Source organism: Marinibaculum pumilum, from assembly GCF_042646425.1.
GTDB classification, from domain to species: Bacteria; Pseudomonadota; Alphaproteobacteria; order Ferrovibrionales; family Ferrovibrionaceae; genus Marinibaculum; species Marinibaculum pumilum.
Genome location: NZ_JBHRTR010000034.1, coordinates 301,798 through 327,769 on the forward strand (window position 1 = coordinate 301,798; position 25,972 = coordinate 327,769).

General features: G+C 70.0%; 25 protein-coding genes. 13 read left to right on the forward strand and 12 right to left on the reverse strand.

Annotated elements, in window-relative coordinates; all coding sequences use genetic code 11:
• The first annotated feature begins 10 nt into the window (after nt 1-10).
• The gene (gene rimK, locus ACFOGJ_RS21260; protein WP_379904328.1) at nt 11-916 is read left to right on the forward strand and encodes a 30S ribosomal protein S6--L-glutamate ligase; all 906 of its coding nucleotides are present in this window, start codon (nt 11-13) and stop codon (nt 914-916) included.
• A 43-nt stretch (nt 917-959) separates the two neighbouring features.
• Nucleotides 960-2,018 carry a succinylglutamate desuccinylase/aspartoacylase family protein gene (locus tag ACFOGJ_RS21265; RefSeq protein WP_379904330.1) on the forward strand — a complete coding sequence of 353 codons (1,059 nt, stop codon included), beginning with the start codon at nt 960-962 and terminating at the stop codon, nt 2,016-2,018.
• A gap of 39 nt (nt 2,019-2,057) precedes the next feature.
• On the opposite strand, the gene ACFOGJ_RS21270 is transcribed toward ACFOGJ_RS21265, so the two are convergent.
• The 5 genes from ACFOGJ_RS21270 to ACFOGJ_RS21290 all read right to left on the reverse strand — a co-directional run bounded on the left by ACFOGJ_RS21270 (nt 2,058) and on the right by ACFOGJ_RS21290 (nt 8,442).
• The gene (locus tag ACFOGJ_RS21270; RefSeq protein ID WP_379904332.1) at nt 2,058-3,896 is read right to left on the reverse strand and encodes an amidohydrolase; all 1,839 of its coding nucleotides are present in this window, start codon (nt 3,894-3,896) and stop codon (nt 2,058-2,060) included.
• A 232-nt stretch (nt 3,897-4,128) separates the two neighbouring features.
• A complete protein-coding gene (locus ACFOGJ_RS21275) occupies nt 4,129-5,004 on the reverse strand; it encodes an SMP-30/gluconolactonase/LRE family protein (protein WP_379904334.1) in 876 nt (291 codons plus the stop codon).
• A 108-nt stretch (nt 5,005-5,112) separates the two neighbouring features.
• The gene (locus ACFOGJ_RS21280) at nt 5,113-7,536 is read right to left on the reverse strand and encodes a patatin-like protein (protein WP_379904336.1); all 2,424 of its coding nucleotides are present in this window, start codon (nt 7,534-7,536) and stop codon (nt 5,113-5,115) included.
• 27 nt (nt 7,537-7,563) lie between these two features.
• Nucleotides 7,564-8,052, reverse strand: coding sequence for an acyl-CoA thioesterase (locus ACFOGJ_RS21285; RefSeq protein WP_379904338.1), 489 nt, complete (start codon nt 8,050-8,052; stop codon nt 7,564-7,566).
• 30 nt (nt 8,053-8,082) lie between these two features.
• Complete coding sequence (locus ACFOGJ_RS21290) at nt 8,083-8,442, reverse strand: hypothetical protein (RefSeq protein ID WP_379904340.1); 360 nt, start codon at nt 8,440-8,442, stop codon at nt 8,083-8,085.
• 277 nt (nt 8,443-8,719) lie between these two features.
• Here ACFOGJ_RS21290 and ACFOGJ_RS21295 point away from each other — a divergent pair, with 277 nt between their 5' ends.
• Nucleotides 8,720-10,039, forward strand: coding sequence for an MFS transporter (locus ACFOGJ_RS21295; protein WP_379904341.1), 1,320 nt, complete (start codon nt 8,720-8,722; stop codon nt 10,037-10,039).
• A gap of 89 nt (nt 10,040-10,128) precedes the next feature.
• A complete protein-coding gene (locus ACFOGJ_RS21300; protein WP_379904343.1) occupies nt 10,129-10,905 on the forward strand; it encodes a DUF1206 domain-containing protein in 777 nt (258 codons plus the stop codon).
• Nucleotides 10,906-10,914: 9 nt separating this feature from the next.
• Here ACFOGJ_RS21300 and ACFOGJ_RS21305 read toward each other — a convergent pair whose 3' ends face one another.
• On the reverse strand, nt 10,915-11,790 hold the full coding sequence (locus tag ACFOGJ_RS21305) for an SDR family oxidoreductase (RefSeq protein ID WP_379904345.1): 876 nt from the start codon (nt 11,788-11,790) through the stop codon (nt 10,915-10,917).
• A gap of 57 nt (nt 11,791-11,847) precedes the next feature.
• Between ACFOGJ_RS21305 and ACFOGJ_RS21310 the strand changes: the two genes are divergently transcribed.
• Nucleotides 11,848-12,786 (forward strand): hypothetical protein, encoded by a 939-nt coding sequence (locus tag ACFOGJ_RS21310; RefSeq protein ID WP_379904347.1) that lies wholly within the window; start codon nt 11,848-11,850, stop codon nt 12,784-12,786.
• A 24-nt stretch (nt 12,787-12,810) separates the two neighbouring features.
• Here ACFOGJ_RS21310 and ACFOGJ_RS21315 read toward each other — a convergent pair whose 3' ends face one another.
• Entirely contained in the window at nt 12,811-13,353 is a 543-nt protein-coding gene (locus ACFOGJ_RS21315) for an SET domain-containing protein (RefSeq protein WP_379904349.1), read from the reverse strand.
• Nucleotides 13,354-13,449: 96 nt separating this feature from the next.
• Here ACFOGJ_RS21315 and ACFOGJ_RS21320 point away from each other — a divergent pair, with 96 nt between their 5' ends.
• Together ACFOGJ_RS21320 and ACFOGJ_RS21325 are read left to right on the forward strand one after the other, a co-directional pair.
• A complete protein-coding gene (locus ACFOGJ_RS21320; RefSeq protein WP_379904351.1) occupies nt 13,450-14,052 on the forward strand; it encodes a 2-hydroxychromene-2-carboxylate isomerase in 603 nt (200 codons plus the stop codon).
• A 13-nt stretch (nt 14,053-14,065) separates the two neighbouring features.
• On the forward strand, nt 14,066-14,653 hold the full coding sequence (locus ACFOGJ_RS21325; protein ID WP_379904353.1) for a pyridoxamine 5'-phosphate oxidase family protein: 588 nt from the start codon (nt 14,066-14,068) through the stop codon (nt 14,651-14,653).
• A gap of 84 nt (nt 14,654-14,737) precedes the next feature.
• Here ACFOGJ_RS21325 and ACFOGJ_RS21330 read toward each other — a convergent pair whose 3' ends face one another.
• Entirely contained in the window at nt 14,738-15,769 is a 1,032-nt protein-coding gene (locus ACFOGJ_RS21330; protein WP_379904355.1) for a cobalamin-independent methionine synthase II family protein, read from the reverse strand.
• 79 nt (nt 15,770-15,848) lie between these two features.
• Between ACFOGJ_RS21330 and ACFOGJ_RS21335 the strand changes: the two genes are divergently transcribed.
• The 4 genes from ACFOGJ_RS21335 to ACFOGJ_RS21350 all read left to right on the forward strand — a co-directional run bounded on the left by ACFOGJ_RS21335 (nt 15,849) and on the right by ACFOGJ_RS21350 (nt 18,743).
• Entirely contained in the window at nt 15,849-16,619 is a 771-nt protein-coding gene (locus tag ACFOGJ_RS21335) for an ABC transporter permease (RefSeq protein ID WP_379904357.1), read from the forward strand.
• Nucleotides 16,616-17,317: a TetR/AcrR family transcriptional regulator gene (locus ACFOGJ_RS21340; RefSeq protein ID WP_379904359.1), complete on the forward strand. Its 702-nt coding sequence runs from the start codon at nt 16,616-16,618 to the stop codon at nt 17,315-17,317. Before ACFOGJ_RS21335 ends, ACFOGJ_RS21340 begins: the two co-directional genes overlap by 4 nt.
• 89 nt (nt 17,318-17,406) lie before the next feature.
• Nucleotides 17,407-18,249 (forward strand): phytanoyl-CoA dioxygenase family protein, encoded by an 843-nt coding sequence (locus tag ACFOGJ_RS21345; protein ID WP_379904361.1) that lies wholly within the window; start codon nt 17,407-17,409, stop codon nt 18,247-18,249.
• A gap of 11 nt (nt 18,250-18,260) precedes the next feature.
• Nucleotides 18,261-18,743: a GNAT family N-acetyltransferase gene (locus ACFOGJ_RS21350; RefSeq protein ID WP_379904363.1), complete on the forward strand. Its 483-nt coding sequence runs from the start codon at nt 18,261-18,263 to the stop codon at nt 18,741-18,743.
• Nucleotides 18,744-18,779: 36 nt separating this feature from the next.
• Here the strand turns inward: ACFOGJ_RS21350 and ACFOGJ_RS21355 are convergent, their stop codons facing one another.
• Entirely contained in the window at nt 18,780-19,418 is a 639-nt protein-coding gene (locus ACFOGJ_RS21355) for a TetR-like C-terminal domain-containing protein (RefSeq protein WP_379904365.1), read from the reverse strand.
• A gap of 129 nt (nt 19,419-19,547) precedes the next feature.
• Here ACFOGJ_RS21355 and ACFOGJ_RS21360 point away from each other — a divergent pair, with 129 nt between their 5' ends.
• Both ACFOGJ_RS21360 and ACFOGJ_RS21365 read left to right on the forward strand, forming a co-directional pair.
• The gene (locus ACFOGJ_RS21360; protein ID WP_379904367.1) at nt 19,548-22,766 is read left to right on the forward strand and encodes a bifunctional cytochrome P450/NADPH--P450 reductase; all 3,219 of its coding nucleotides are present in this window, start codon (nt 19,548-19,550) and stop codon (nt 22,764-22,766) included.
• 399 nt (nt 22,767-23,165) lie between these two features.
• Nucleotides 23,166-23,435 carry a hypothetical protein gene (locus tag ACFOGJ_RS21365; RefSeq protein ID WP_379904368.1) on the forward strand — a complete coding sequence of 90 codons (270 nt, stop codon included), beginning with the start codon at nt 23,166-23,168 and terminating at the stop codon, nt 23,433-23,435.
• Here ACFOGJ_RS21365 and maiA read toward each other — a convergent pair.
• From maiA to ACFOGJ_RS21380, 3 genes are all read right to left on the reverse strand, one after another.
• Nucleotides 23,422-24,072 carry a maleylacetoacetate isomerase gene (gene maiA, locus ACFOGJ_RS21370; protein ID WP_379904629.1) on the reverse strand — a complete coding sequence of 217 codons (651 nt, stop codon included), beginning with the start codon at nt 24,070-24,072 and terminating at the stop codon, nt 23,422-23,424. The two genes, ACFOGJ_RS21365 and maiA, sit on opposite strands and share 14 nt — an antisense overlap.
• A 69-nt stretch (nt 24,073-24,141) precedes the next feature.
• Nucleotides 24,142-24,762: a DJ-1/PfpI family protein gene (locus ACFOGJ_RS21375; RefSeq protein ID WP_379904370.1), complete on the reverse strand. Its 621-nt coding sequence runs from the start codon at nt 24,760-24,762 to the stop codon at nt 24,142-24,144.
• A gap of 98 nt (nt 24,763-24,860) precedes the next feature.
• Nucleotides 24,861-25,859, reverse strand: coding sequence for a TIGR00341 family protein (locus ACFOGJ_RS21380; RefSeq protein ID WP_379904372.1), 999 nt, complete (start codon nt 25,857-25,859; stop codon nt 24,861-24,863).
• Nucleotides 25,860-25,972: the final 113 nt, after the last annotated feature.

Consider the following 25,972-nt stretch of genomic DNA (forward strand, 5'->3'; position numbering starts at 1 on the left):
GAGGCCGGACGTGCAGATCGCGATGATGGCGCGCAATGCGGGACTCTATTCCCACAAGCGCCTGAAGGAAGCGGCCGAGGCGCGCGGCCACGAACTCACGATCATCAACACCCTGCGCTGCTACATGAACATCGCCTCGCGGCGGCCGGAGGTCTACTACAACGGCGAGAAGCTGCCGCGTTTCGACGCGATCATCCCGCGCATCGGCGCTTCCGTAACGTTCTACGGCCTGGCCGTGCTGCGCCAGTTCGAGATGATGGGGGTCTATCCCCTCAACGAGTCCGTGGCCATCGGCCGCTCCCGCGACAAGCTGCGGTCGATGCAGATCCTGGCCCGCGACGGGATCGGCCTGCCGGTGACCACCTTCGCCCATGACCCGCGCCAGACCGAAGAGGTGCTGAAGCTGGCCGGCGATGCGCCGCTGGTGATCAAGCTGCTGGAGGGCACGCAGGGCATCGGCGTCGTGCTGGCGGACACCAACCGGTCGGCCAAGTCGGTGATCGAGGCGTTCCGCGGCGCCCAGGTGAACATCCTGGTGCAGGAATTCATCAAGGAGGCGGGCGGCACCGACATCCGCGCCCTGGTGATCGGCGGCAAGGTCGTGGCGGCGATGCAGCGCAAGGGGGCGGAGGGGGAGTTCCGCTCCAACCTGCATCGCGGCGGCAGCGCCCAGGCGGTGCGGATCACGCCGGAGGAGCGCTCCACCGCCGTCCGCGCGGCAAAGGCGCTGGGCCTCAATGTCTGCGGCGTCGACATGCTGCGTGCCAATCACGGCGCGGTGGTGATGGAGGTCAATTCCTCCCCCGGGCTTGAAGGGGTGGAGAAGGCCACCGGCAAGGACATCGCCGGCCAGATCATCGAATTCCTGGAAAAGCAGGCCAAGCCCGGCAAGACCCGCACCAAGGGCAAGGGCTAGAGGGGGCCGGGGCTGACGCCGGACAAGGTTCGCGGGGCCGGACGTGGCTGAGAAGGCCGCCGGCAAGGTCCGGCCGTTCCAGATCGGCGGCCGCCGGATCGCGCCGGGCAGCCGGCAGACCGTGGACCTGCCGGTCAGCGTGCTGTCCGACCATACGCCGGTGACCCTCTCGGTCCATGTCGTCCACGGCCGCCGGCCGGGGCCGGTGCTGTTCGTCAGCGCCGCGATCCATGGCGACGAGGTGATCGGGGTGGAGATCGTCCGCCGGCTGCTGCGGGCGCCGAACCTGGACGGCCTGCGCGGCACCCTGCTGGCGGTGCCGATCGTCAACGCCTTCGGCTTCCTGAACCAGTCGCGCTACCTGCCCGACCGGCGCGACCTGAACCGCGCCTTCCCCGGCAGCGCCGGCGGCTCCCTGGCGCGACGCCTGGCCGGCCTGTTCATGACCGAGGTGGTGCGCCGCGCCGACCTGGGGATCGACCTGCATTCCGCCTCCATCCACCGCACCAACCTGCCGCAGATCCGCATCGCGCCGGACCGGCCGCAGCTGCTGGACCTGGCCGGCGCCTTCGGCGCGCCGGTGGTGCTGACCGCCGGCCTGCGCGAGGGCTCGCTGCGCCATGCCGCGCAGGCCGACGGGGTCGACGTGCTGGTCTACGAGGCCGGCGAGGGCCTGCGCTTCGACGAGTTCGCGGTGCGGGTCGGGGTCAGCGGCATCCTGCGGGTGATGCGCCACATGGCCATGATCGGCGCCAAGGGGGTGGCGCGGCCGAAGGCGGTGCCGATCCGCTCCGCCGCCAGCCACTGGCTGCGGGCGCCGGCGGGCGGCCTGCTGCGCACCTTCAAGACCACCGGCGAGCGGGTGGCCGAGGGCGACCTGCTGGGCATCGTCTCCGACCCGTTCGGCGAGGTGGAGACCGAGGTGCATGCCGCCCGGCCCGGCCTGATCGTCGGCCGCACCAACCTGCCGGTGGTGAACGAGGGCGACGGCCTGTTCCACATCGCCGAGATGGGCGCCGCCGACGACCCGGAGGCGACCATCGACAGTCTCACCGTGCAGCTCGGCGCCGACCCCCTGTTCGACGAGGACGAGATCATCTGATGGTGCAGTTGCCAGGCGGTCGGGGCTGCGTTCGGGCCGTCAGGCGGCGTAGACCTGCCGCCCGTCGAACCAGGTCTGCATAACCCGGATATTCTTAATGGCGGAGGGGGCGACGGTCCGAGGGTCCGCCTCCAGGATCACCATGTCGGCGAGCTTGCCGACCTCCAGCGAGCCGACCTCATGGTCGGAGAAGAGCTGCCAGGCTGCTTCCGAGGTGACGCCGCGGATCGCATTTTCGACGCTGGCACGCTCATCGGGGTTAAGGACATAGTCGGGCTCGAAGAAGGTATTGCGGGTCACGGCGATGCCGACTTGCAGCAACGGGTCGGGGTCCAGCACGAAGAAGTCGGAATGCAGCGAGTAGGGCACACCGACGCGTTCGCAACTTCCGCAACGGTCCAGCAGCCAAGCCTTCTGCGTGCCGAAGATATCGTCGCGGAAGGCGGCTCCCCAATAGTAGACATGGCCGATCAGGAAGCTGGGATTCGCGCCCAATGCCTTGATGCGCTTGATCTGGCCGTCATGCAGGATCGAGCAATGCTCGATCCGCGGACGCAGGGCCGCGATGTCGATGCCCGAGGCATGGGCCTGTTCCAGCGCGTCCAGGATATTGTCGATCGCCGCGTCGCCATTGCCGTGGATCGCCAGGCCCCAACCCTTGCTTGCGCGGTCCATGACCAGCCGGGTCAGTTCCTCGCGGCTTGTATAGGCCAGCCCGCGGCTGTCGGTGCCCAGATAGGGTTCGCGCTGCAGGCCCGTATAGCCCTGGTTCGAGCCGTCGGCGATCAGCTTGAACCCGGCCACACGGATCTTATCGTTGCCCATGCCCTGGGTGACGCCGGCCTTGTCCCAGACCTCGGTACCGAGGGTATAGAACGGGTAGGTGCGGACGCGGAGATTGAGGCGGCCGCTCCGGTTCGCATCTTCCAGGAAGCCAATGTCGGCAGGGCTGTGGGAGAACGAGCCCAGCGACAACTCGCTGGCCGTGGTCAGGCCGACACGCGACCAGGAGGCCGCGACGCTGACGATGGCGTCGGCCGGATTGACGGACGAAACCATCGGGCTCGGGCCGAAGACCTGCAGCCATGCAGTATTATTCTTCATCACACCGGTCAGACGGCCCTCGAGATCCCGTACGAACTCCGCCCCGGGCGGGTCCGGGACGTCTTCGGGGACCTTTGCGTAGGAGAAGGCTTGCCGGTTCGCATATCCAAGATGACCGGAGGCATTCAGGACGAAGACCGGATTATGCGGCGCGATCGGATCCAACTCGGCGAAGCCGATCGCGTCCGGTCCGGTCTGCAGCGAAGGGTCGTAGTTGCGGAATGCGAGATAGTCGCCGGGTCGGGCCTTCGCCGCGACCGCCGCGATGTGGTCGAGCACTTCCTGTGTCGATCGGAAGCGCTGGATGCCCACATAGTCGGTGAGAGAGGCGAGGACGGAGCCGCTTACGACATGGGTGTGTGCGTCCACGAAGCCCGGCAACATGGTCATGCCGTACAAATCGATGATTTCTGCATTGCTACCTGCCGCGGCGCGCACCGCCTCGTCGGTGCCGACCGCAATGATCCTGTTGCCGCGGATCGCTAGCGCCTCTGCCTCCGAAAAGTCGGCATCGACAGTGAGGATGGTGCCGCCGGTGAAGACCTTCGCCCGTTGCGTGTCCGCCTGGGCAACCGATGGCAGGAAGGTGCCCGATGCGGCGGTCGCGACGGTTCCCTTCAGGAAATCCCGCCGGCCCAGGGTACCCGGGGCCGACGGTCGGACCGGGGCAGCGGCCGGTCCGGACGAAGACCGCTGGCGCACATGCTTGTTCGCGGCGAACAGGTTTCCGAGGTCGGTACCGCAACATGCGCAACCGTGGCTCGCTTTGCCCATTGGACGTCTCCGGGATCGATTGGTGCCGGCCTGTTTCCAGAGGCCGCCAACTTTGCAGGCACAAAGGACAGGACAAGATCAACCAACGGTATTGCCAAATCCCAGGGGGATGCTAGCGCCGACCCGGCCGCAACTGTGCTTTCTGCGTCAACTCAGGTCCCTCAGCCGGGAACTGCACGTTGCACCGTCGGTGCAAGATCCCATGCTCGGGGCGGGAGATGACGGGTGGCCGCTATCCCTTGAAGCGCGGCTCCGGCACGCCTTCCACGTCCAGGCCGGTGACGGCGAACAGGCCGCCGGCCTCCGCCTCGTCGGCGCGGCGGTTGCCGGAATCCAGGATCGAGGTGACGAACAGGATGTCCAGCTTCGGGCCGCCGAACATCACCGAGGAGGGATAGCTGACCGGCATGTCGATGGTGCGGATCAGCTCCCCCTTCGGCGAGATGCAGCCGACCTTCCCCGACACCACCATCGCGGTCCACAGATTGCCGTCGGCATCGACGGTGGTGCCGTCGGGCACAGAGTCCCACTGGCCGAGGTCGGCCGCCACCCGGCGGTTGGAGATCGCGCCGGTCTCGCCGTCATAGTCCATCGCGTAGATGCAGCGGGCGCGGCTGTCGGCGAAATACCAGATGTCGCCCTTGGGGCTGAAGCAGGGGCCGTTGGCGACCTTGATGTCGCCGACCAGCTTCTCCAGCCGGCCGTCGGGCCAGAGCCGGTAGTAGCTGCCCAGCGCCAGTTCGCGCTCGAACTGCGCCATCGAGCCGGCGATGAAGCGGCCCTGGCGGTCCACCTTGCCATCGTTGAATCGCGTGCGGGGCTCGTCCGCCTCCGGATCCTCGATCATGGTCAGTTCGCCGCTGTTGAAGTCGAAGAACTGAAAGCCGTCCTGCAGCGCGCAGACCGCGCCGCCGCCCGCGCGCAGGGCCATGGAGCCGATCTTCTGGCCGACATCCCAGCCGCGCCGCTTCTGGCTCGCCCAGTCCAGGCGGTGGATGATGCCGTTGCGGCTGTCGATCCAGTAGAAGGCCTGCTCCGCCACGTCCCACAGCGGGCCTTCGCCCAGCAGGTCGCAGGTTTCCCCGATCCGGTCGATGCTGACAGCCATGCGTTCCTCCGTCCTTGCGTGCCGATTGTCCGACAATTCTGTCGCACAGTACGGCCCGGATCGCCCGCTCGCGCAAGGGCGCAGAGATGCAACCTCGACGGGCAGGGGTCAGCTTTCGCCCTTGCGGGCGGCCAGCTCCGCCTCGATCGCGTCGAACAGCTCCGGGATCTGCCGCAGGGCCGGCCGTTCGGCGGCCAGGATCGCGCGGAAGGCATCGCGCTTCAGCGCCTCGCGCGCCGCCGCGTCGGGCGCGGCCTGCGGGCCGGCGGCGTCGCAGACGATGTCCATCAGCCGGTCCACCGCGTGCAGGCGGCCCCAGAGATAGTCGTTCTCGCGGCTGGCGCGGCTGAAGAAGGCGCCGAAGCTGCCGAAGCGGATGCCCTTCAGGCAGGCCTCTGCACCGCCAGGGCGGATGCTGTCGGCATCCTCCGGGCTGATCCGGTCGACCCGGATCTCGTCCAGCTCGCCGACATCCTCCCAGTGGGTCATGGTGAACATCAGCAGGTCGATGAAGGCGAAGCCGATATAGGCGACATGCACCGGCCGCAGCATCGCCCGGGCGACGCGTTCGGCGCTGATCCCGGCCAGCAGCGCGTCCAGCCGCTCCGACGATGTCTCCAGCACCATCGCCGCAGCCAGGCTCTGCAGGGCCGAGCCGGTGCGGGCGACCGCCTCCGGATCGCCGGGCGGCGGCAGGCCGTCGAACTGCGCGGCCAGCGCCTCCCGGTTGTCGAGCCGGCCCAGGCGCATGTGGCGCAGCGCCTCCAGCTCCTGGTAGAGGCTGCGCTTGGCATCGTTCAGCAGGCCGCGATGCCGGTCGGCCTCGGCATCGTCGGCAAGCTCCGCATAGCGTTCGTTCACCGCCTGGATCAGGCCGCGCACCCGGCGCAGGCGATAGTCGACATCGAAGCTGCGCAGGAAGGCCAGCGCGCCCTCCATCGGGTCGGTGGCCGGCGGCAGGTCGTCGAAGTCCTGCTCCAGGGCCAGACCATGGGCCGACTGCCAGTCCGCCAGGTTGCGGGCGAAGGCCGCCGCCTCCGCCCCGTCGGCGGCCCAGCCGGTCAGCTGGGTGACGATCTCCGTGACCTGCACCGTGGCGGCGGCGACCTGACGTCGGCGATAGCCGCCATAAAGGAAGCCGACCTCGCGTGCCGTGGCGCGATGCGCCGCGTTGCGCCATTTCGTGAAGTCGGCCGGGCGCGGCTTCAGCAGCCGGCGGCGGCCGGTGATGCCCTGGACCAGGGCCTCGATCCGCGGCCAGCTGGCGGCGATCACCGCGCGCAGCTCCTTCACCTGCTCGGCATGCTCGGAGATCCAGGCGAGGTCGTCGCGCACCGGCTCGTTGCGGGGGATGTCCGACAGCGCCGCCCGGATCGTACGGAACCAGCCCGGGACCTTACCCGAAGGCGGCGGCGCCGGTCGGCGCGGGGTCGGCTCGATATAGACAATGCGGCGATCCACCTGCCGGTCGGCGGGGCGGGCGCGGATCGCGGCGATCGCCTCCGCGAACGGCTTGTTCTTCAGGACGCTGCCGTCGATGAAGGCGGTCTTCTCCGGATCGGTGCCATAGACCGGGTCATGCGCGCGATAGGCCTCGAAGCAATGCGCCAGGAAATGCCCCCGCCGCGGCCAGGCGCGGCCGCGGGCCGCGATCACCTGGTCGATCTCCGCGATCTGCGCGGGCGGGAAGGCACCGGGATAGGAGGAGGTCGCCCGCGCCGCGAAGACCAGGCCGGGCACGGACTCCCGGCCGAAATCGCTCTCTTCCCGTCCGTCCAGGGCGCGCCGGTAGGTGAAGTCCAGGACATGGCGGTGCTCGCGCTCGACGATCTCCGCCGGGTCATGCAGGCGGATCAGCTGGCGATAGCCGTAGAAGTCGGTGACGCTGACGAACAGGTCCATCCGATGCCCCGGCGGCATCAGGCTGAACGGCGCGTCATCGGCACGGCTGCCGCCGGCCGCATCCGCCGCCTCGTCCATCGCGTCGCAGCCGTCCAGAAGCATGCGGGCCAGGATCGTCCCCTCGAAGGGCGGCTTGAACCAGCGGGAGCGCAGGAAGGTGGAGAGCTTTTCCTGCGTTTCCGTATCGCCGGCCAGCCGTTCCAGCCCGCGCATGTTGGCGCCCCAGATGACGGGTCGCATGTACCACTTGCTCCAGGGGCGGGCGATGTTCTCCGGCGCGATCAATTCGCTGATATCGGCGTTCTTCAGCCAGAGCGCGGTCAGCGGCTCCAGCGGCAGGTCGTGCGCCAGGGCGCGCGCCAGGATGATGCCGTTGATGCCGCCGGCGGAGGCGCCGGCGACCACATCGACGACCACCCGCAGGTCGACATGGGCGCCGATCCGCTGCAGCAGGTCGCGGTAGACCGGCTCGCTGTCCTCATGCCAGCGCCGGGGGGCCGGCCCGCCTGGCCGCAGGGCGGCAGAGGCGCGCACCAGTTTCAGCACCTCCTTGGTGATGCCGTGCATGTAGACGGCAAGGCTGATGCCGCCATAGCAGACCAGCGCCAGCCGCAGTTCCGTCTCGCGCATCGTGTCGGTTGTCCTAGGTCGGGAAGGTCAGGATGCGCCTCCGCCGGCACCGCTGTCGGCGGCAAGGGCGTCCGGCGGCGGCGCGACCGGCCGCAATGCCTCCAGCACCGCGCGCATGCCGTCGGGCACGGCGATGGACTTGCGGTGTTTCGTGTCGATGAAGACCAGCACCGATTCCGCCGTGGCGTGCAGGCGCCCGTCAAGGAAGATGCCGTGGCCCAGGCGCACCGACTTGGTGCCGATGCGGTGCACGCAGGATCCGATCCTGATGGTGCCCGGATAGTGCATCTCCACCCGGTAGTCGATCGCCAGATGGGCCAGGACGAAGTCGGCGCCTTCGCCCGGTGCCTCGCGCATGATGTCGTAGCAGAAGGCGACCCGGCCGGCCTCGATATAGGCGGCATAGGCGACGTTGTTGATATGGCCCTGGCTGTCCTGGTCCGAGAAGCGCAGGGTCTGGGTCTCCCAGTGCTGGTAGATCGCGGGATCGGCGAGGTCTGCGGCGGCAGCGGTCATGCGCAGCGCCCCCCCGCCCGGCAGGCCCGACTACGGTATCGCATCGCTGGGCACGTAGCTGCCGTCCGGGGTGCGGCAGCTCGTCGTGGCCTCCGGCCGGCTGCGGCCGTTGTTGGCATAGGGGGCATGGGCATAGACACAGAAGCGACCCTCGTGATCGGTGAAGGTGATGAAGGCGCCGGGAATCAGGCTCGGCAGGGCCTCGTCGAGGATGGTCCACCGCCCGTCCGACTTGTGCTTGCAATATGTCAGCGAGTCGGGATCGCGTTCCACCCGCGCGCATGGTTCCAGCTGCTCCGGCGTCGGCTCCCAGGGCCTGTCGGGTGCGCGGTTCCGCCAGTCGTAGGCGCCAACCTGCCCGGGGGCCAGGAACAGCATGCATGCCGCCATGACGGCCACCTGCCGGAAACGCACGGCAGGCATGCCGCCAACGGGGATGCGGCGCCGCGGCAGCGGGCGGAAAGGCGAGAGTCCGGCCATCATCGGCTCCGGTCGCTGTTGCGGGCGCGGTCGGGCCGATGCCCGTCCGGTTTACCCCTGGCGGCATCGTAGCGTAATAACGCCCGGATCACTGCCTGTTGCCGTCCCGTTCCGGGCCTGCGGGCGGTGGAACCGCCGGCACAGGCGGAAAGCGGGCCGCGCGGAACCGTGAATAGGGGGAACGTCCTTGGCGCAGTTTACCGACAGCCCGTCGGCTGCGGACGGCCGGCCGGCGCCTGACGCCGCGCCCGAAGCGGCGCGTGCGCGGGTCACGCCGTCACAGGGTATCGTGCTGCTGCTCAGCCTCGGCCTCGTCTACATGATGAGCCATTTCTACCGCACCGCGCTGGCGGTGATCGCGCCGGAAGTGGGGGCCGACCTGGCGCTGAGCCCGGGTGAACTGGGTTTCCTCAACGGCGCCTATTTCATCGCCTTCGCGGTCGCGCAGATCCCGGCCGGCGTCCTGCTCGACCGCTTCGGTCCGCGGCGGGTGATCGCGGCGATGATGATGGTGACGGTGATCGGCACCCTGCTGGTCGGCCTGTCGGGCAGCTACGGGCCGGCGCTGCTGGGCCGGCTGATGCAGGGGGCCGGCTGCTCGGCAGTGCTGATGGGCAGCTTCGTGGTTTTCGCCCGCTGGTTCTCGCAGCGGCACTTCGCCACCCTGGGTGCCGCCGTGCTGTTCATCGGCGGCACCGGCAACCTTCTGTCGGCAAGCCCGCTGGCCTATGGCAGCCAGGCCTTCGGCTGGCGGGAGAGCTTCCTGTTCTCCGGCATCCTGACCTTCGTCCTGGTGGTGCAGCTGTTCCTGATCGTGCGCGACGCGCCACCGGGCGCGAAGGTGCCGCGCAGCCAGGGCGAACGGCTGGGGCAGGTGCTGTCGGGCCTGCTCTCGGTGGTCGTCAACCGCAACGTGCCGTTCCTGTTCGCGATGAACTTCGTCGCCTATGCCTCGATCATCACGGTGATCGGTCTCTGGGCCGGCCCCTGGCTGGCGGACATATACGGCCTGGACACCGATGCGCGCGGCAATGTTCTGACCCTGGTCCATATCGGCGTGCTGGCCGGCTATGCCTGCGCGGCGCCGCTGGACCGCTGGCTGGACACGCGCAAGCGCATCGTCTTCGCCACCACCCTGGTCTCCGTCGCCAGCTATGCCGTGCTGGCCTTTGCCGGCCACCTGCCGCTGTCGGTCGCCGTCGGGCTGCTGGTGCTGCTGGGCATGATGGGCTCCGCCAATGTCATCCTGCTCAGCCATATCCGCGCGCTGTTCCCGGTCGACAAGGTCGGCCGCGGCATGTCGGTGCTGAACGTTGCCGTGATGGCCGGCGTGGCGGCGATGCAGACCCTGACCGGCTGGCTGATCGGCCTCTTCCCGGAGGTCGACGGCGCGATCCCGGAAGCGGCCTATCGCGCCGTCTTCATCGTCTGCGGCGGCGCCCTGATCCTGGGGCTCTGCGCCTATTCCGTGGTGCCCGACGCGCGGCCCAGCCAGGTCCGCGACTGACCGCTTCGGAACCGGGGCGCCACCGGCTGCGTTTCCCCGCTACCGACCGCGCCCCGGGGGAGCGGCGCAACGCGCAATCGAGGGCAGGCATGATCCCGATACTCGCCCGCGGCGGCTATGCGGCGCGGGGCATCGTCTTTCTGATCGTCGGCTGGTTCGCCATCATGGCCGCGATCGGCGCGGCGCATCCGAAAAGCAGCCAGGACGCGCTGACCGAGCTGATGTCGCAGCCGCTGGGCGGGGTGCTGGTCGCCGTCATGGTCTTCGGGCTGGCCTGTTTCGCGCTGTGGCGGCTGGCGCAGGCCCTCCTCGATACCGACAATCACGGCCGCAGCGCACGCGGCCTGCTGATCCGCGGCGGCCTGCTGGGCAGTGCCGCCGCCCACGCCCTGCTGGCCGCCTTCGCGCTGGGCCTGCTGCTGGACCTGGGCGGCAGCGGCGATGACGCCCGGCGCGAGCTGTTCGGCATTGTCGCCGGCTCGCCGCTGCTGCTCTGCATCGTCGCCGCGGTCGTGGCCGGCGCCGGGATCGCGCATTTCATCGAAGGCTGGCGCCTGACCTTCGAGCGCCACCTGCCGGACCGGCCGCGGATCCGGGCCGTGGTGCGCTTCATCGGCCATTACGGCCTGATGGCGCGCGGCCTGGTCTTCGTGCTGATCGCGGGCATCCTGGTCCTCGGCGCGCTGCGTGTGCGTACCGCCGACGATCCCCCCACGATGCAGGATGCGCTGGAGTTCGTCTCCACCCTGCCGGCGGGCCCCCTCTGGCTGGCCGCGATCGGCGGCGGCCTGCTCGCCTTCGCCCTCTATTGCGGGGCGGAGGCGGCCTTCCGCCGGATCGACCTGCGCCTCGACGACCTGACCTGAAGGACAGCGTCAGACGCTGCGCTGCGCCTTGTCCTTGGCGGTGGTGCCGCGGATCAGCTCGCGGATCTCGCCCCATTGTTCGTCGCTGAGTTCGCCCAGCCGCGCAAAGGTGCCGGCGCCGTACAGCCACTGCCCGCCGTCGATGGCGATCACCTCGCCGTTGATATAGGCGACCTCGTCGGCCAGCAGGAAGGCGGCCATGTTGGCCAGTTCCGAATGCTCGCCATAGCGCCGCATCGGGATCGAGCTCATCTGCCGCTCCGCCAGCTCCGGGGTCGGGCTGAGCCGCGCCCAGGCACCTTCGGTGGGGAAGGGGCCGGGGGCGATGGCGTTGCAGCGGATGCCGCGCGGCCCCCATTCGACGGCCAGGCTCTTGGTCATCGCGGCCACGCCGGCCTTCGACATTGCCGAAGGCACGACATAGGGCGACCCGGTCCAGACCCAGGTGGTCAGAATCGACAGCACGCTGGCGCTGTGGCCGTCGGCCAGCCAGCGCTTGCCGCAGGCATTGGTCATGTAGAAGGTGCCATGCAGCACGATGTTGGAGATCGCGTCGAAGGCGCGAGGGCTCAGATCCTCGGTGGGCGAAATGAAGTTGCCGGCGGCGTTGTTGACCAGGGCGTCCAGCGGCCCGCCGCGCCAGACCTCGGCGACCACCTCCTCCACCGCGTCTGCGACGCGGATGTCGCAGGCCAGCGGGGTCACCTTGCCGCCGGTGGCATCGGCCATCTCCTTCGCCGTCTCTTCCAGCACCGACAGGCGGCGGCCGCAGATGAAGACCTCCGCGCCCAGCTCCAGGAAGCGGGTCGCCATCGACTTGCCGAGCCCGGTGCCGCCGCCGGTCACCAGAATGCGCTTGCCCTTCATCAGGTCGGTCCGGAACATGACGTCTCTCCCCAGGTTTCGTGATCTCGGTTCTGTGATGCAGCGGAAATCTCCATCGTGACGCAGCCAGAGTCCATGTCTTCCGGCCCGATGGCGGCAGAAGGTGCGGCGCTGCTGCTGCCCGCGCTCCGCCATGCCGCGGAACAGGGCGGTCCGCCGGATGCCGGGTTGCTGGACGGCTGGATGGCGCTCTGGGCGCTGGCGTCCGCCGGCAGAGCCGGCGATGACGTCGGCCTGGCGGTTGCGCTGGCCGGCCGTCCGACGGACGGCGACGACCTGCTCTCCGGCCCGATGCCGGATGCACCGCCGGTGCCGGCGGTCGCGACCGCGACGGTGCTGGCGCTGGAGGCGCTGGGCCAGGATCGGGCCGGCGATCCGGCCCTGCGCGGGCTGCAGGCGCGCGCTGCGCAGGCGGTGAACGCGGCCTGGCGGCCCAATGGCCGGTTCGCCTTCACCCGGCAGTCGGTGCCGGTGGCGCCCGGTCCACTGGAAATCGCGCTGGCGGTGGCCGCCTGGGCGCGCCTGCCGGATCCCGTCGCGGAGCGGCGGTATGCCCGGGCCGCCGGTGTCATGGGCGCGGTGGCCCGGCTGCCCGGGGAGGCGGGACCGGAGACGGCGGAGCTTGCTGCGGCCGCCGCGCTCTGGGCGGCGGCGGAACTGGCGCGCCATGCGGGACTGACGGAAGCGCGCCCTGCGCTCATGGCCGCCGCCGAAAGCCGCCTGCGCGGCGACCCGCCGGCGGATCCGACGGCGCGGGCCATGCTGGCCCTGGCCCTGGCTGCGGCCGCTGCGGTCCTGGCGCGGACAGATCCGCAGCCGGCGGATCATATGCGGCGCGGCGCCACCCGTCTGCTCCGTCCGTCAGGGGAAGGCGGCCGGCCGGTGCGGGCCGCGGCGCTTGCCGTCGTAGCCGCCGCAACGCTGCCTGCCAGCACTCTTGACGGGCCGGCCATGCCCCGCCGGCCGGCGCTGCGGCCGGTCGCGTCGAAGGGCTGAGACCCGCCGGGAGGCGACCGCCGGTCAGCCGCCCTCGGCTGCGATCCGGCGTGCCAGATAGTCGGCGAAGCGGCCAGCATGGCGCTGCCGCAGGTCCGGCCGCAGCCAGTCCCGGCCGGTGATCGTGCCGCGGCAGGCCGGGCTGCCGCAGCGGCAGGCCATCTCCCAGTCGTCGTCATCGCCGGTGCCGTAGTCGAAGGCCAGTTCCTCGCCCGCTGCGATGTCGCGCAGGGCGACGAAGACGATCTGGCCCTGGATCGCGACATTCGGGTCGCAGGAATGGTTCAGGTGCATCATCGAACCCTCCCGCTCGGTCGCATTCAGCGGGCCGATGAACAGGTCGTCGCCGATCTGGATCTCCGCCGGGCCGAGTTCCTCCGCCACCCGGTCGCGGGTGGCCCGATCAATGACATGGCCGCCCTTGACCACCAGCCATTCGCCGTTGGCGATGGGGGCTTTCGCGAACAGGCCGGTGCCTTCGATGCCACTGCCGCGCTTCTCCGTCTTCGGCGAAAACCAGGTGAAGGCCAGCGGCGCATGTCCGCCTGCGATTTCGTCTCCGTTCATCCCGGATCCCCCCGGTGTCCCGCGCTCGATTTGCCCGCCGGGGGCTGGCAGTATCCGCCCCGCAGCATGAACGATAGGAAAGCCGGGGAGGCCGCCTTGCACAAGCTCGAGTTCTTCTACGATCTGTCCAGCCCCTGGACCTACCTGGCGGCGAGCCGGGTCGAGGCCCTGGCCGAGGCGGCGGGCGCGGAACTGGTCTGGAAGCCGATCCTGGTGGGCGGCGTGTTCAACGCCGTGAACAAGGAGGTCTATGAGACCCGGGCCGCGCCCGACCACCCGAAATACCGCCACATGGGCAAGGACCTGGCCGATTGCGCGCGCCATTACGGGGTGGCGATCAAGTTCCGGCCGTCGGTGTTTCCGGTCAATTCCGCCGCGGCGATGCGCGGCGCCTTCTATGCGCAGGACCGGGGCATGATCCACCGCTACAACATGATCGTGGGCGACACCTATTGGGGCCGCGACCGCGACATCGCGCAGGACGAGGTGCTGCAGGAGATCGCTGCCGAGGCCGGCTTCGACACCGGCGAGTTTATGGCCGCCGTGCGCGATCCGGCGCTGAAGGCGAAGCTGCGCGCGAATACCGACGAACTGATCGCCCGCAACGGCTTCGGCTCGCCCACCATGTTCGTCGACGGGGACGACATGTATTTCGGCAATGACCGGATGTTCCTGGTGGAGGCGGCGCTGCGGCGCTGAGCCTGTCGTCGCGATGCTGCCGCAATCGGCCGACGATCTCGACGGCATCCTGGACGCGGCATGGCGTCTGCTGGCTGCCGGTGCGGCGGGCGATGCCAGGGCATGGAACCGGCCGGCACTGGCCACTGTCCGGGCGGACGGCGCGCCGTCCGTCCGCACTGTCGTGCTGCGGGCGGTGGACGCGCAGGCGCGATGCCTGCGGCTGCACACCGACAGCCGCTCCGCGAAGGTTGCCGAGCTTGGCGCGGAGCCGCGTTCAGCCCTGCATGTCTACGACGCGGGGGCAGCGATCCAGCTTCGCCTCGACGGTGCGGTGTCGGTGCATCGCGACGGCGGGCTGGTGGACGGCGCCTGGGCCGCCAGCCGCCTGTCCAGCCGGATCTGCTACCGGGTGGAACCGGGACCGGGCACGCCGATCCCGGCGCCGGAGCATGGCCATCCGCCCGCGGGCGGCGATCCGGACGCGGGGCGCGGACGGTTCGCCGTCCTGCTGTTCGCCGTGACCCGGCTGGAATGGCTGTATCTGGGCGCGGACGGCCATCGCCGCGCCGCCTTCGACTGGCCGCAGGGCCGGCTGTCGCGGCAATGGCTGGTGCCCTGAGGCCGCCCCCGACGGCTCGAAGAGGCGAGAAAGCGGGGCGCGGCCGGCCGTCAGGCGGCCATGGCCTGCCCCGATCCGTCGCCGCTACTGCGCCGCGTCCGCCACCTGCCGCCCCTCGAACAGGTCGCGGCCGGCCGTCAGGGCGCGGATCTTCGCGTCGGCGATAGAGCGCTTCAGCATCCAGAAGCCGCAATCGGGATGGATGTAGCGCACCCGGCCTTCGCCCAGCAGGCCCTCCGCCCGCTCGATCTGGTGGGCGATGGAGTCCGCCGATTCGACCACGGTCGACTTGATGTCGACCACGCCGAGGCCCAGACCGATCTCCGGCCGCAGGTCGCGGAACACCTCCAGTTCCTCCAGCGGGCGATGAGCGCATTCCATCACGATATGGTCGGTGTGCAGGGCGTTGAGGTAGGCCATCAGCGCGCCCCAGCCGCCCTTCTGGATGGTCTGGCCGCCGTAATTGCCGAAGCACAGATGCACCGCCGGCGTGCCCGGCACCGCATCCAGCACCCGGTTGATGGCCTCCGCGGCCCAGCCGCCCTCGTCCGGGCTGCCCGGCAGGTTCGCCTCGTCGACCTGGATCACCGCGGCGTTGCAGTGCCGGACCTGCTCCGCCAGCACATCGGCGATCGCGAAGGCCAGGTCGGGCAGCTTGCCGTAATGGGTGTCGATCAGGGTCTTCGCCAGCATGTGCGGGCCGGTCAGGGTGAATTTCAGCGGCCTGGACGCCAGCGCCACCGCCTTGTTGCAGGCCTGCGGCAGGTCGAGGGTGCCGCTGGACAGCGGCCCGTCCACCACGCCGGGCGGCGCGGCGCGGAAGCGCATGCCCGCGCGGCTGCGATAGGCCATCACTTCCTCGAACTGCACCGCGGTGCGCACCCCGCCCATGCGGGAGACGAAATACTCGATCATCCCGTTGGTCTCGGGGTGGTTGACGTCGAACCGGTACAGCTCGCCGTCGCAGACAAGGTCGATCCCGGCGCTCTCCTGGATGCCCAGGACGACGCGGGTGGCGTCGGTGAGCGCCTGCGACGATGGCAGCGCGGTCAGCCAGTCCGGGACCGGATAGGACCCGACGACGGTGGTTTTGATCCGGGGCTCGTTGCTCGACATGGTACCCTCCCAGCAATTGAGGCTATAATTATCTGATTGGTTAATACAGACAAGCCGTGCTGTCGAACGGGGAGGGAAGATGCGCTCCAAACAGTCGCTCTGGCGACGCTGGACCCTGGCGGTCCTGGTCCATGTCGTCCTGATCGCGATCTGGCATTTCTGGGTCGTTCTGGGGGATGTGCCGCCATATGTGATGGCCACGCCATGGGACACCCTGATGGCGCTGGGCGAGGATTACGACTGGACGCACAACACGCTGGTCACCGCGGGCGAGATCTTCCTCGGCTTTTTCGCGGCGGTGATTTTCGGCGTGGGAATCGCCGTCCTGTTCTCCTGGTCGTCGCTGACGACGGAACTGATGATGCCGGCGATCCTGTCCACCAACATGATCCCGAAGGTGGCGCTGGGGCCGATCATCATCGTCTGGTTCTCCTACGGTTTCCTGCCGAACTCGATCATCGCCTTCTCGATCTGCTTCCTGCCGATCCTGCTGACCACCGCCCGCGGGCTGACGGAGATCGAGCCCGACCTGCTGGACCTGGTGCGCGCACTGCGCGCCTCGCGCTGGCAGGTCTTTACCAAGATCCAGCTGCCCGGTTCGCTGCCCTACATCTTTTCCGGCATGAAGGTCGCCGTGGTGCTGGCGGTGGCCGGCGCGATCGTCGGCGAGTTCATCGCCTCGGGCGAGGGACTGGGCTACCTGATGCTGCAGGTGCAGGTCACCCTGGACACCGCGGCGATGCTGATGGCGGTCCTGCTGACCACCCTGATCGGCGTCGTGCTGTACGGCATCGTCATCGGCCTGGAGAAACTGGTGGTGGTGCAGGACCGGAGGCTGGAAGGCAGTTGAGCGGCGACCGCGACGGCGAGAGCGCCGGCGCCATCCCGGCCACGGATGGCGCCGAAGGGGGCGGCCGCCGGGCGCGGCGCCATGCCACCCGCGATCCGGCGCGGGCGCAGCGCGACATTCTCGCCGCCGCACGGGCGGAGTTCGCCAGCTTTGGGCTGGCCGGGGCGCGGGTCGACCGGATCGCCGCCCAGGCCGGCCTGAACAAGCGGATGCTCTACTACTATTTCCACCACAAGGAAGGCCTGTTCACGGCGGTGCTGGAGCAGGTCTACGACGAGCTGTCGGCGCTGGCGGCGAACCTGGAGGTGGAGACGGGCGCGCCGGCGGCGCTGCTGGCGCAGTTCGTGGACATGGTCTTCGACCATTACGACCGGCACCCGGATTCCATCACCCTGCTGAACAGCGAGAACCTGCATCGCGGGCGGCATCTGTCCCAGTCGCCCCGGCTGACGGAATTCGGCCCCGGCTTCCGCAAGAACCTGGCCCGGCTGATCGAGCGCGGCGTGGCCGAGGGCAGCTTCCGCCCTGGCATTTCCGAGGTGCATCTCTACCTCTCCATCGTCGGCCAGATCTATTTCGCGCAGTCCAACGCGGTGACCCTGTCGATGTTCTTCGGCGAGGACCTGAGCCGGCCCGAGGCGCGGCAGGCCTGGCGCGCCCATGTCCGGCAGATGATCCTGGCGGGGGTGCGGCCGTAGGCCGTCGCCGGACTGCGGGTGCTTGCCGGCCCGCCGCATCTATGTAACCATACGGTTAAAAGATGCAGCTGGGCAGGAGGGCATGCCAGATGACCGCCCCAATGACGTCCGAATCCACTTCGCCCGACCTCGTCGTCCTCGACGACATGCCGCCGGCCGCGTTGTCCCGTGGCGAAGGCCCGACCTGGCACGACTGGGTCGGCCGATACCGCCGCACCGGCCATGTCACCGTGCCGGCGATCTTCTCGCCGGCACAGATGCAGGGCGCGATCGCCGATGCGATGGCCTGGAGCGCCGCCTTCCTGGAACAGCTGGATGACGCGAAGCGGGCCTGGTACCTGGACAATTCGGCCAGCCGGGCGGAGGCGCAGTCCGCCGTGCTGCGCAAGCTGGACAATCCCCATGCCAACCGGCCGCTGTTTCGCCGGCTTGCGGCGCACCGGCCGCTGCTGGACTGCGTGGAAACCTTGATCGGCCGCGGGGTCAGCGCCTATTTCAGCCAGATCTTCATGAAGCCGCCGCATGGCGGCGGGCCGAAGCCGGTGCACCAGGACAATTACTATTTCGGCCCGGCCGATCCGGACGGCATGGTCACCGCCTGGATCGCGCTGGAGGATGCCGACCTGGAGAATGGCTGCCTGCACTACGCCGAGGGCAGCCACCTGCACGGCATCGTGCCGCACGAGGCGCCGCCGGAGCGGCCCTACGACCTGCTGATCCCCCCGGCAAGGGCGGCGACCCGGGAGATGGTGCCGGCGCCGGTGCCGGCGGGCGGCGTCAGCTTCCACCACGGCGGCACCTGGCACCAGTCGGCCGACAACAGGTCCGACCGCTGGCGCCGCGCCTGCGCGATCCACTATGTGCGCAACGGCAACCGCTTCGCGCATCCGGCCCTGCCCTATGACGAGAGCCTGGTGCTGCGCCTGACCTGAGGGGCGCGCCCGTGGTGGTGCATTTCCGCATTGCCGGTGCGGGCGACATTGCCGCTGTCCGCGCGATCACGAAGCGGGCCTATGCCGCATGGCTGCCCGTGCTCGGCTATCCGCCGGAGCCGGTGACCGCGGACCATCAGGCCTGGATCGCGGACGGCAAGGTCCTGCTCGCCTGCGACGGGGAAACGGCGGTCGGCCTGGTCGAGGTCGAGCCGGGCGAGGTGCGCGACCTGGTCTACAACCTGGCCGTCGATCCCGGCCATGCCGGCAAGGGCATCGGCCGTACCCTGCTGGCCGAGGCGGAGCGCCGTGCGGCGGCGGCCGGCAAGGCGGCCGTCTGGCTCTACACCAATGCCCTGATGGAACGGAACATCGCGCTCTATGCGTCCCTCGGCTATCGCGAGACGGGGCGCCGGCCGAACCCGGCGCGGCCCGGCTTCACGATCGTGGAGATGGAGAAACCCGTCCCGGCGCCACCGCCCGGTCCCCGCTGATCCCGGGCCGCCGGGGCGGGCGGCCCGCCTATGGCCTCAATAGGCGTCCGGCGTGCGCGGCGGCAGAAGCATCGCGGTGACGGCGCGGGCCAGGCGCCCGGCCATGGCCTCCGGCGCCTCGCCGCCGGCCTCGCTGCGCAGCCAGCGGATCACCAGCCACATGATGCCGCTGGCCTGGATCGTCAGCATGTCGGCGGTGGTGGCACCGCTGCGCCGCACCGCAGCCTCGAACGCGCCGGGCAGCAGGCGGGCGGACAGGAACGCCACCAGTTCGTCGAAGAACTGGGCCGTGCCGGCGCCGTCCAGCACCCGCAGGTAGAACGGTCGGTGCGCCAGCAGGTGCTGCAGGACCGGCAGGGCATGGCGCTCGATGCGGCGCTGGATCTCGTCTTCCGTCAGCGGGCCGTCCGCAGGGGCGGGATCCAGGAGCGCCGGATCCAGCGGCGGATAGGCCGCCGACAGGCGGGCAAGCGCCGCCTGCTGGGCCGCCTCCGCCACACTGGCGAAGTGCTGGTAGAAGGTCGGTCGGGTCACCCCGGCCGTCTCCACCACCCGGGTGATCGAGATGCCGGCCAGCGGTTCGCTGTCGGCCAGCGCCGTCACGGCCGCCAGCAGCGCCTCCAGGCTGCGCAGGAAGCGGGGGTCGGCGGACTTGCGGTCGGCTGCGGCAGACATCGGGCCCCCGGACGATCAATGAAGCTTCAGGGCATGCATCTTGACGCAGGCCTGCCTCGTCACTAATTTTACATTCGTAAATTAGATCGCCGGCCGCCGGCGGTCAAGCCGCTGCGCAAGAGGTCCCCGGTGGTCCAGACCCATCCCGTTCCCCAGCCGCCGACCCGGCCGATCGTCGGCAACCTGCCGCAGATCGATTCCGACAACCCGGTGCAGAGCCTGATCAGCCTGGCCGGCGAATACGGCCCCTTCTTCAAGCTGCGGCTGGTCGACACCGAGATGTATGTCGCCAGTTCGCAGGAGCTGGTGAACGAGCTCTGCGACGAGAGCCGCTTCAACAAGCGGCTGCACGGGCCCTTGCAGGAGATCCGCGCCTTTGCCGGCGACGGCCTGTTCACCGCCCATAACAGCGAGCCGAACTGGGAGAAGGCGCATCGCATCCTGATGCCGGCCTTCGGGCCGATCGGCGTGCGCGGCATGTTCGACCGGATGCTGGACATCGCCGACCAGATGTTCGTGCGCTGGGAGCGGTTCGGCCCCGACGCCCCGATCGACGTCGCCGACAACATGACCCGGCTGACCCTGGACACGATTGCGCTCTGCGCCTTCGACTACCGGTTCAACAGCTTCTACCGGGAAGAACTGCATCCCTTCGTCGCCGCCATGGTCGGCGCGCTGCAGGAGGCCGGGATGCGCGGCCGCCGGCTGCCCGGCATGAACAGCCTGCTGGTCCACAAGGCGCAGCGCTACCGCAGCAATGCCGCGCTGATGCAGTCGGTCGCGCAGCAGCTGATCGCGGAACGCCGGCGCGACCCGGAGGGCGCGGCGAAGCAAGACCTGCTGAACCTGATGCTGAACGGCAGGGACCCGGTCACCGGCGAAGGCCTGAGCGACGAGAATATCGGCTACCAGATGGTGACCTTCCTGATCGCCGGGCACGAGACCACCAGCGGGCTGCTGTCCTTCGCCACCTACCTGCTGCTGAAGAACCCGGAGGCGATGGCCCGGGCGCGCGCCATCGTCGACGCGGTTCTGGGCGACCGGATGCCCCGGGTCGAGGATCTGGCGCAGCTGCGCCATATCGAGCAGATCCTGATGGAGAGCCTGCGGCTCTGGCCGACGGCGTCGATATTTGCGGTGAAGCCACTTGAGGAGACGGTGCTGGGCGGCCGCTATCCGCTGAAGCCCAGCGACACGGTCCTGATCCTGGAGCCGGTCCTGCACCGCGACCCCGCCGTCTGGGGGCCGGATGCAGAAGCCTTCCGGCCCGAACGCTTCGCGCCGGAGACGGCAGCGAAGCTGCCGCCGAACGCCTGGAAGCCGTTCGGCAACGGCGCCCGTGCCTGCATCGGCCGCCCCTTCGCGATGCAGGAGGCGCAGCTGGTGCTGACCCTGATGCTGCAGCGTTTCGACATCGCCTTCGACGATCCCGGCTACCGGCTGAAGATCCACGAGACCCTGACCATCAAGCCGGAAGGGCTGCGGATCCGCGCCACGCCGCGCCGGCCCTCCGCCGGCCTGCGGGGCGGCGGGTCGGCGGCCGCGGAGCTGCCGGCACCCGTCGCGGTGCAATCCGCGGCCCTGGAGCCGGCAGGGCAGCCGGAGATCGCGCAGCCGGCGGACGGCATCCCGCTGGCGGTGCTCTACGGCAGCAATACCGGCTCCGCGGAAGCCTTCGCCCGGCGCATCGCGGGAGAGGCGGCGGTGCAGGGCTTTGCCGCGCGCCTGGCGCCGATGGACGAAGGGATCGACACCCTGCAGGGGGAGGGGGCGCTGGTTGTCGTCACCGCCTCCTACGAGGGCCAGCCCCCCGACAATGCGCGGCGCTTCATGGCGCATGTCGAGGCGCTGCCCGAAGGCGCGCTCGCGGGCCTGAACTTCGCCGTGATGGGCTGCGGCAACCGGCAATGGGCCCGCACCTGGCAGGCGATCCCGAAGCGGGTCGATGCGGCGCTGTCGCGCGCCGGGGCGGTGCGGGTCGCCGATCGCGGCGAGGCGGATTCCGGCGGCGACTTCTTCGGCGCCTTCGACGAATGGTATGGCGGGCTCTGGCAGCCCATGGCGGCCGCCTTCGGGCGCGAGGCCGCGCCCCGGGAACCGGGTGCCGCCGCCGTCCGGGTGGAGTTCGTCGCCGCCGGCCGCGAGGATGCCCTGCGGCTGAACGAACTGCAGGCCGGCACCGTGGTGGAGAACCGCGAGCTGGTGGACATGGCGGCGCCGAACGCCCGGTCGAAACGGCATCTGGAATTCGCCCTGCCGGCGGGCGCCAGCTACCGGGCCGGCGACTATCTCGCCGTGCTTGCCAGCAACCATGGCGACATCGTCGCCAGGGCGCTGCGCCGCTTCGGGCTGAAGGCGGACAGCCAGGTCGTGCTGCACCAGGCCACCGGCGCGGCGGCGCTGCCGACCGGCCATCCGGTCAGCTGCGGCGACCTGCTGGCCGACTATGTCGAACTGGCGCAGCCGGCGACCCGCGCGCAGGTCGCGGAGCTGGCCGCCGCGACGGCCTGCCCGCCGGAGCGCCAGGCGCTGCAGGCGCTGGCCGGCGACGGCTACGATGCCGGCGTGCTGGAGCCGCGCTGCAGCGTGCTGGACCTGCTGGAACGCTTCGCCTCCTGCGACCTGGATTTCGGCCGCTTCCTGGCCATGCTGCCGCCGATGCGGGCGCGGCAATACTCGATCTCCTCCTCGCCGCTGTGGCGGGGCGATCATGTCACCCTGACCATCGCCGTGGTCGATGCCCCGGCGCTGTCGGGGGCCGGTCGCCATCGCGGCGTCGCCTCCTCCTACCTGGCGGGGCTGCAGCCCGGCGACCGGGTCGCGATCGCGGTGCGGCCGTCGAAGGCGCATTTCGAGCCGCCGGCGGACCCGGCGGTGCCGATGGTGATGATCTGCGCCGGGTCCGGCATCGCGCCGTTCCGCGGCTTCATCCAGGAGCGTGCCGCACAGAAGGCCGCCGGCCGCGCGGTCGGGCCGTCGCTGCTGTTCTTCGGCGTCGACCATCCCGATGTGGACTTCCTCTACCGCGACGAGCTGGCGCGCTGGGAGGGCGACGGCGTGGTGTCCGTGATGCCCGCCTTTTCCGAGGCGCCGGAACAGGGGCCGGAAGGCGCCATGCCCTTCGTTCAGCACCGGGTCTGGGCGGAGCGCGCGCGCATCGCAGAGCTGTTCGAGCAGGGCGCCATCGTCTTCGTCTGCGGCGACGGCAAGCACATGGCCCCTGCGGCACGAGAAACACTGGTGCGCATCTACCAGGAGGCCACCGGCGACGCGGACGATGCGGCGCAGGCCTGGGCCGACGAGATGGAGCATGTGCACGGCCGCTACGTCTCCGACGTCTTCGCCTGAGCGGCCCCTTCCCGGCGCCCCTGCCATCCTGCGCGCATCGACGCCCTCCCGTCGCGGCGCTACCCTGCAGTCGATGCGTGTGGGTCTGTGCGGGTGCTGTCGGGGAACCGGGATATGAGCGGGAAGGGCTTCGTCGACCGCGTGTTGTATCGGGTCTTCGGCGATCCGGTTGCGCCGGACCCTGCGCCGTCCCGGCCCGCTGCTCGGTCCCGGAAGACGCCGCCCGAGCCCCGAGCGGAGCCGCGCGCCGAGCCCCGAGCCGAGCAGCGGCCGGAGCCGCGTCTCGCGCCGCGTGCCGCAGCGACAGGCGCATCTCGGGCCGAAACACCCTCTGCCGCGTCTTCCACCCCTGCCGGAGGGGAGGCGCCGCAACCCGGCCGGCCCGGCTTCGACCAGTGGATGGACGGCATCGCCGCGACCGACAAGGCGATGGAGGCCGCCGCCAGCGCACTGGACCCCGACGCCTGGGCGAACATGCCGGGCTGCGCCGACGAGGAGCTGATGCGGCGGCGCAGGACCTGCCGGCGCATCGCCAAGCTGGTGATCGACAGCTACCAGAAGGTCGTCGACGAAAGCGAAGAGGCCCGCAACCGCGACAGGGCCCGCAGGGTGATGCGGGAGGGGCTCGACGATCCGCGGATCTCTCTGTCGGACTTCATGCGGCAGTAGCGGGTGGTCGGGGCGCCTGCCCCTTCGGGGCATCCGGCTGCGCGCGGGGATGCGCATGCCGGAAGGCATCGATTTCCATGCAGGCCGCATTGATCCGCGTCACGACGGGGAAGGCGTCGGCCGTGCCGCCGAAATAGGAAAAGCCGGTGACCTGGCTGACCAGGCAGATATCGGCCAGGGTCGCCCGGTCGCCATGGCAGAACATGCCGGTTTCCGCATCGCGCGCCAGATGGCCCTCCATCGCCTCCAGCGCCCTGCCCATGAAATGCCGGCTCCACGCCATGTACTGCGCCTCGCCTCGGCCGAGCTCGACTTCCAGATACGTGCGGACGCGGGGCGAGACCAGCGGATGGCCGTCGGCCACGGCCATCTGGGCCAGGGCACGGACGCGCGCCCGCCCGGGAGGGTCGGCGGGCAGCAGCGGCGGCTCCGGACAGGTGTCCTCGAAATATTCAATGATCGCCATGGACTGGACGAGGCTGCGCCCGTCATCGAGCACCAGCACCGGGATGGCGCCCTGCGGATTGATCGCAAGAAATGCCGGATCGTGCTGCCGGCCCTCGCCAAGATCGACCTGGCGCTCTTCAGCCGTGACGCCGTTCAGGTTCATGACGATGCGCACGCGAAAGGCGGCCAGCGAACCTCACCAGGTGTAGACGATCATGCGCTTGTCCCCGCCGATTGCGGCCGCGACGGATGCTGCCCGTCAGGCGGCGACCGTCCCCGCCCGGGGGAGGAAGGGCGCGACGACCGCCCTGGCCCGGTCGACATATGCCGTCTTCTCGCCCACCGGGGCGACATAGTGCAAGGCCGCTTCGGCATCCGCCATGGATGCGCCGCGGGCGATCATCCAGGCGGCCAGGTACGGGGAGGCGAGGCAGCCGCCTGCCGTGGCGAGATTGCCATGCGCGATGAACGGCGCGTCGATCACCCGCACCCCGGCCTCGATCACCCAGGGCTTCGTTGTCAGGTCCGTGCAGGCTGGCAGGTCGCCGATCAGGCCCAGCGTCGCCAGCAGCAGGGTGCCGGAGCATTGCGCGGCCACGAGCTGGCGCGACGGGTCGAGCCGGATCCGCGACAGCAATGCGCGATCGGCGGCGATCTCGCGGGTCCGGATCCCGCTGCCGATTAGCACCGCATCGGCCTCTGCGGCGAATTCCAGCGGCTTCTGCCGCTGGACTGTCACCCCGTTCATCGAGGTGACCTGCTCCCCCGGCGCGGTGATATGGGCCGCCCAGCCATGTGGCTTCATGCGATTCAGGATCGCCGCTGCGACGAACGAATCCAGTTCGTTGAACCCCTCGAATGTCAGGACCGCGATCTGCATGAACATCTCCTTCGGCAGCGGCCTCGCGGCCTGCGCCTCATCCCCGGAGCGGAAGATACACGGTGGCGGCCGGAACGGGTATCGCCGGGCGGTGCCGCTCAGGTCGCCGCATCGCGCAGGACGAAGAAGGCCGCCAGGGCCAGCAGGCCCGCGGCCCAGACCAGCAGGCCGAGCCGCACCGACTGCCGCGCCGCCCGCTTCTCCAGCCAGGTGCGCGGCCGGACGTTGCGCAGCAGGAAGACCAGCTGCCCGGAGAGGTTCACGCAGATGACGTTGGCGCAGAGCAGCAAGGCGGCGCCGGAGGCCCGGCCGACATCGCCCGCCGCCAGCATCAGGCCGATCGTCGCCGCGGGCGGCAGCAGGGCGACCGCCACCATCACCCCGACCAGGGTGCTGGACAGCCCGGTGGTGGCCGAAAGTGCCGCGGCCGCGCCCGATGCCAGGGCGAGTGCGACCGCCGACAGGGAGACATCGGTCCGCGCGAGCAGTTCGGCCGCCGCCAGGTTGAGCGGCATGACGAGGCCCAGGGCGAAGGAGAAGGCGATGGCCAGCGCCACGCCCGCGGTGCCGGTGGTCAGGGCGCGCCGGATCAGGTCGCGGTCGCCGAGCGCGGTGGCGAGGATCAGCGCCAGGTTGGGGCCGAGGAGGGGGGCGATCACCATCGCCCCGATCACCACGGCGATATTGTCCTCGCTCATGCCGATCGCCGCGACGATGGTGGAGAGGGCGACCAGCAGCAGGTAGTTCGTGTCGAGCGACGCGCCCTTCTCGATGGTTGTGTAGAGTTCCTCACGGGTCTGGACGGTGGCCGCCCAGGCCAGGCGTGCCCGCACCTCCTCCGGTTCCTCGGGCTGGGGAACGGACGCCTCGACCGGCAGTACGATCATCCGCCAGTCGGTTCCAGGCCCGAAATGGCCCTGGATATCGTCAAGAAGGGTCTGGCGATCCTGCGGTCCGGCCACCAGGTGCAGGGTCCGCTCGCCGTCCTCGATGCCGGACAGGCGAAGATCGACGATCGAGTCGCGGTCGGCCAGCGTCGAGCGGAGTGCCTCGGCATGTGCCGATGGCGCGGTGACCTGGATGTATTTCAGAGACAAGGGCTCATGCCTCCCCCGAAAGCGGCTTCCCGGCGCCGGAGCTCCGTTTGCCGCCGACGGTAGACGAGAGCCGCGCCGCCGCAAACGGAAACGGCCGCCGGGCGGGTGCCCGG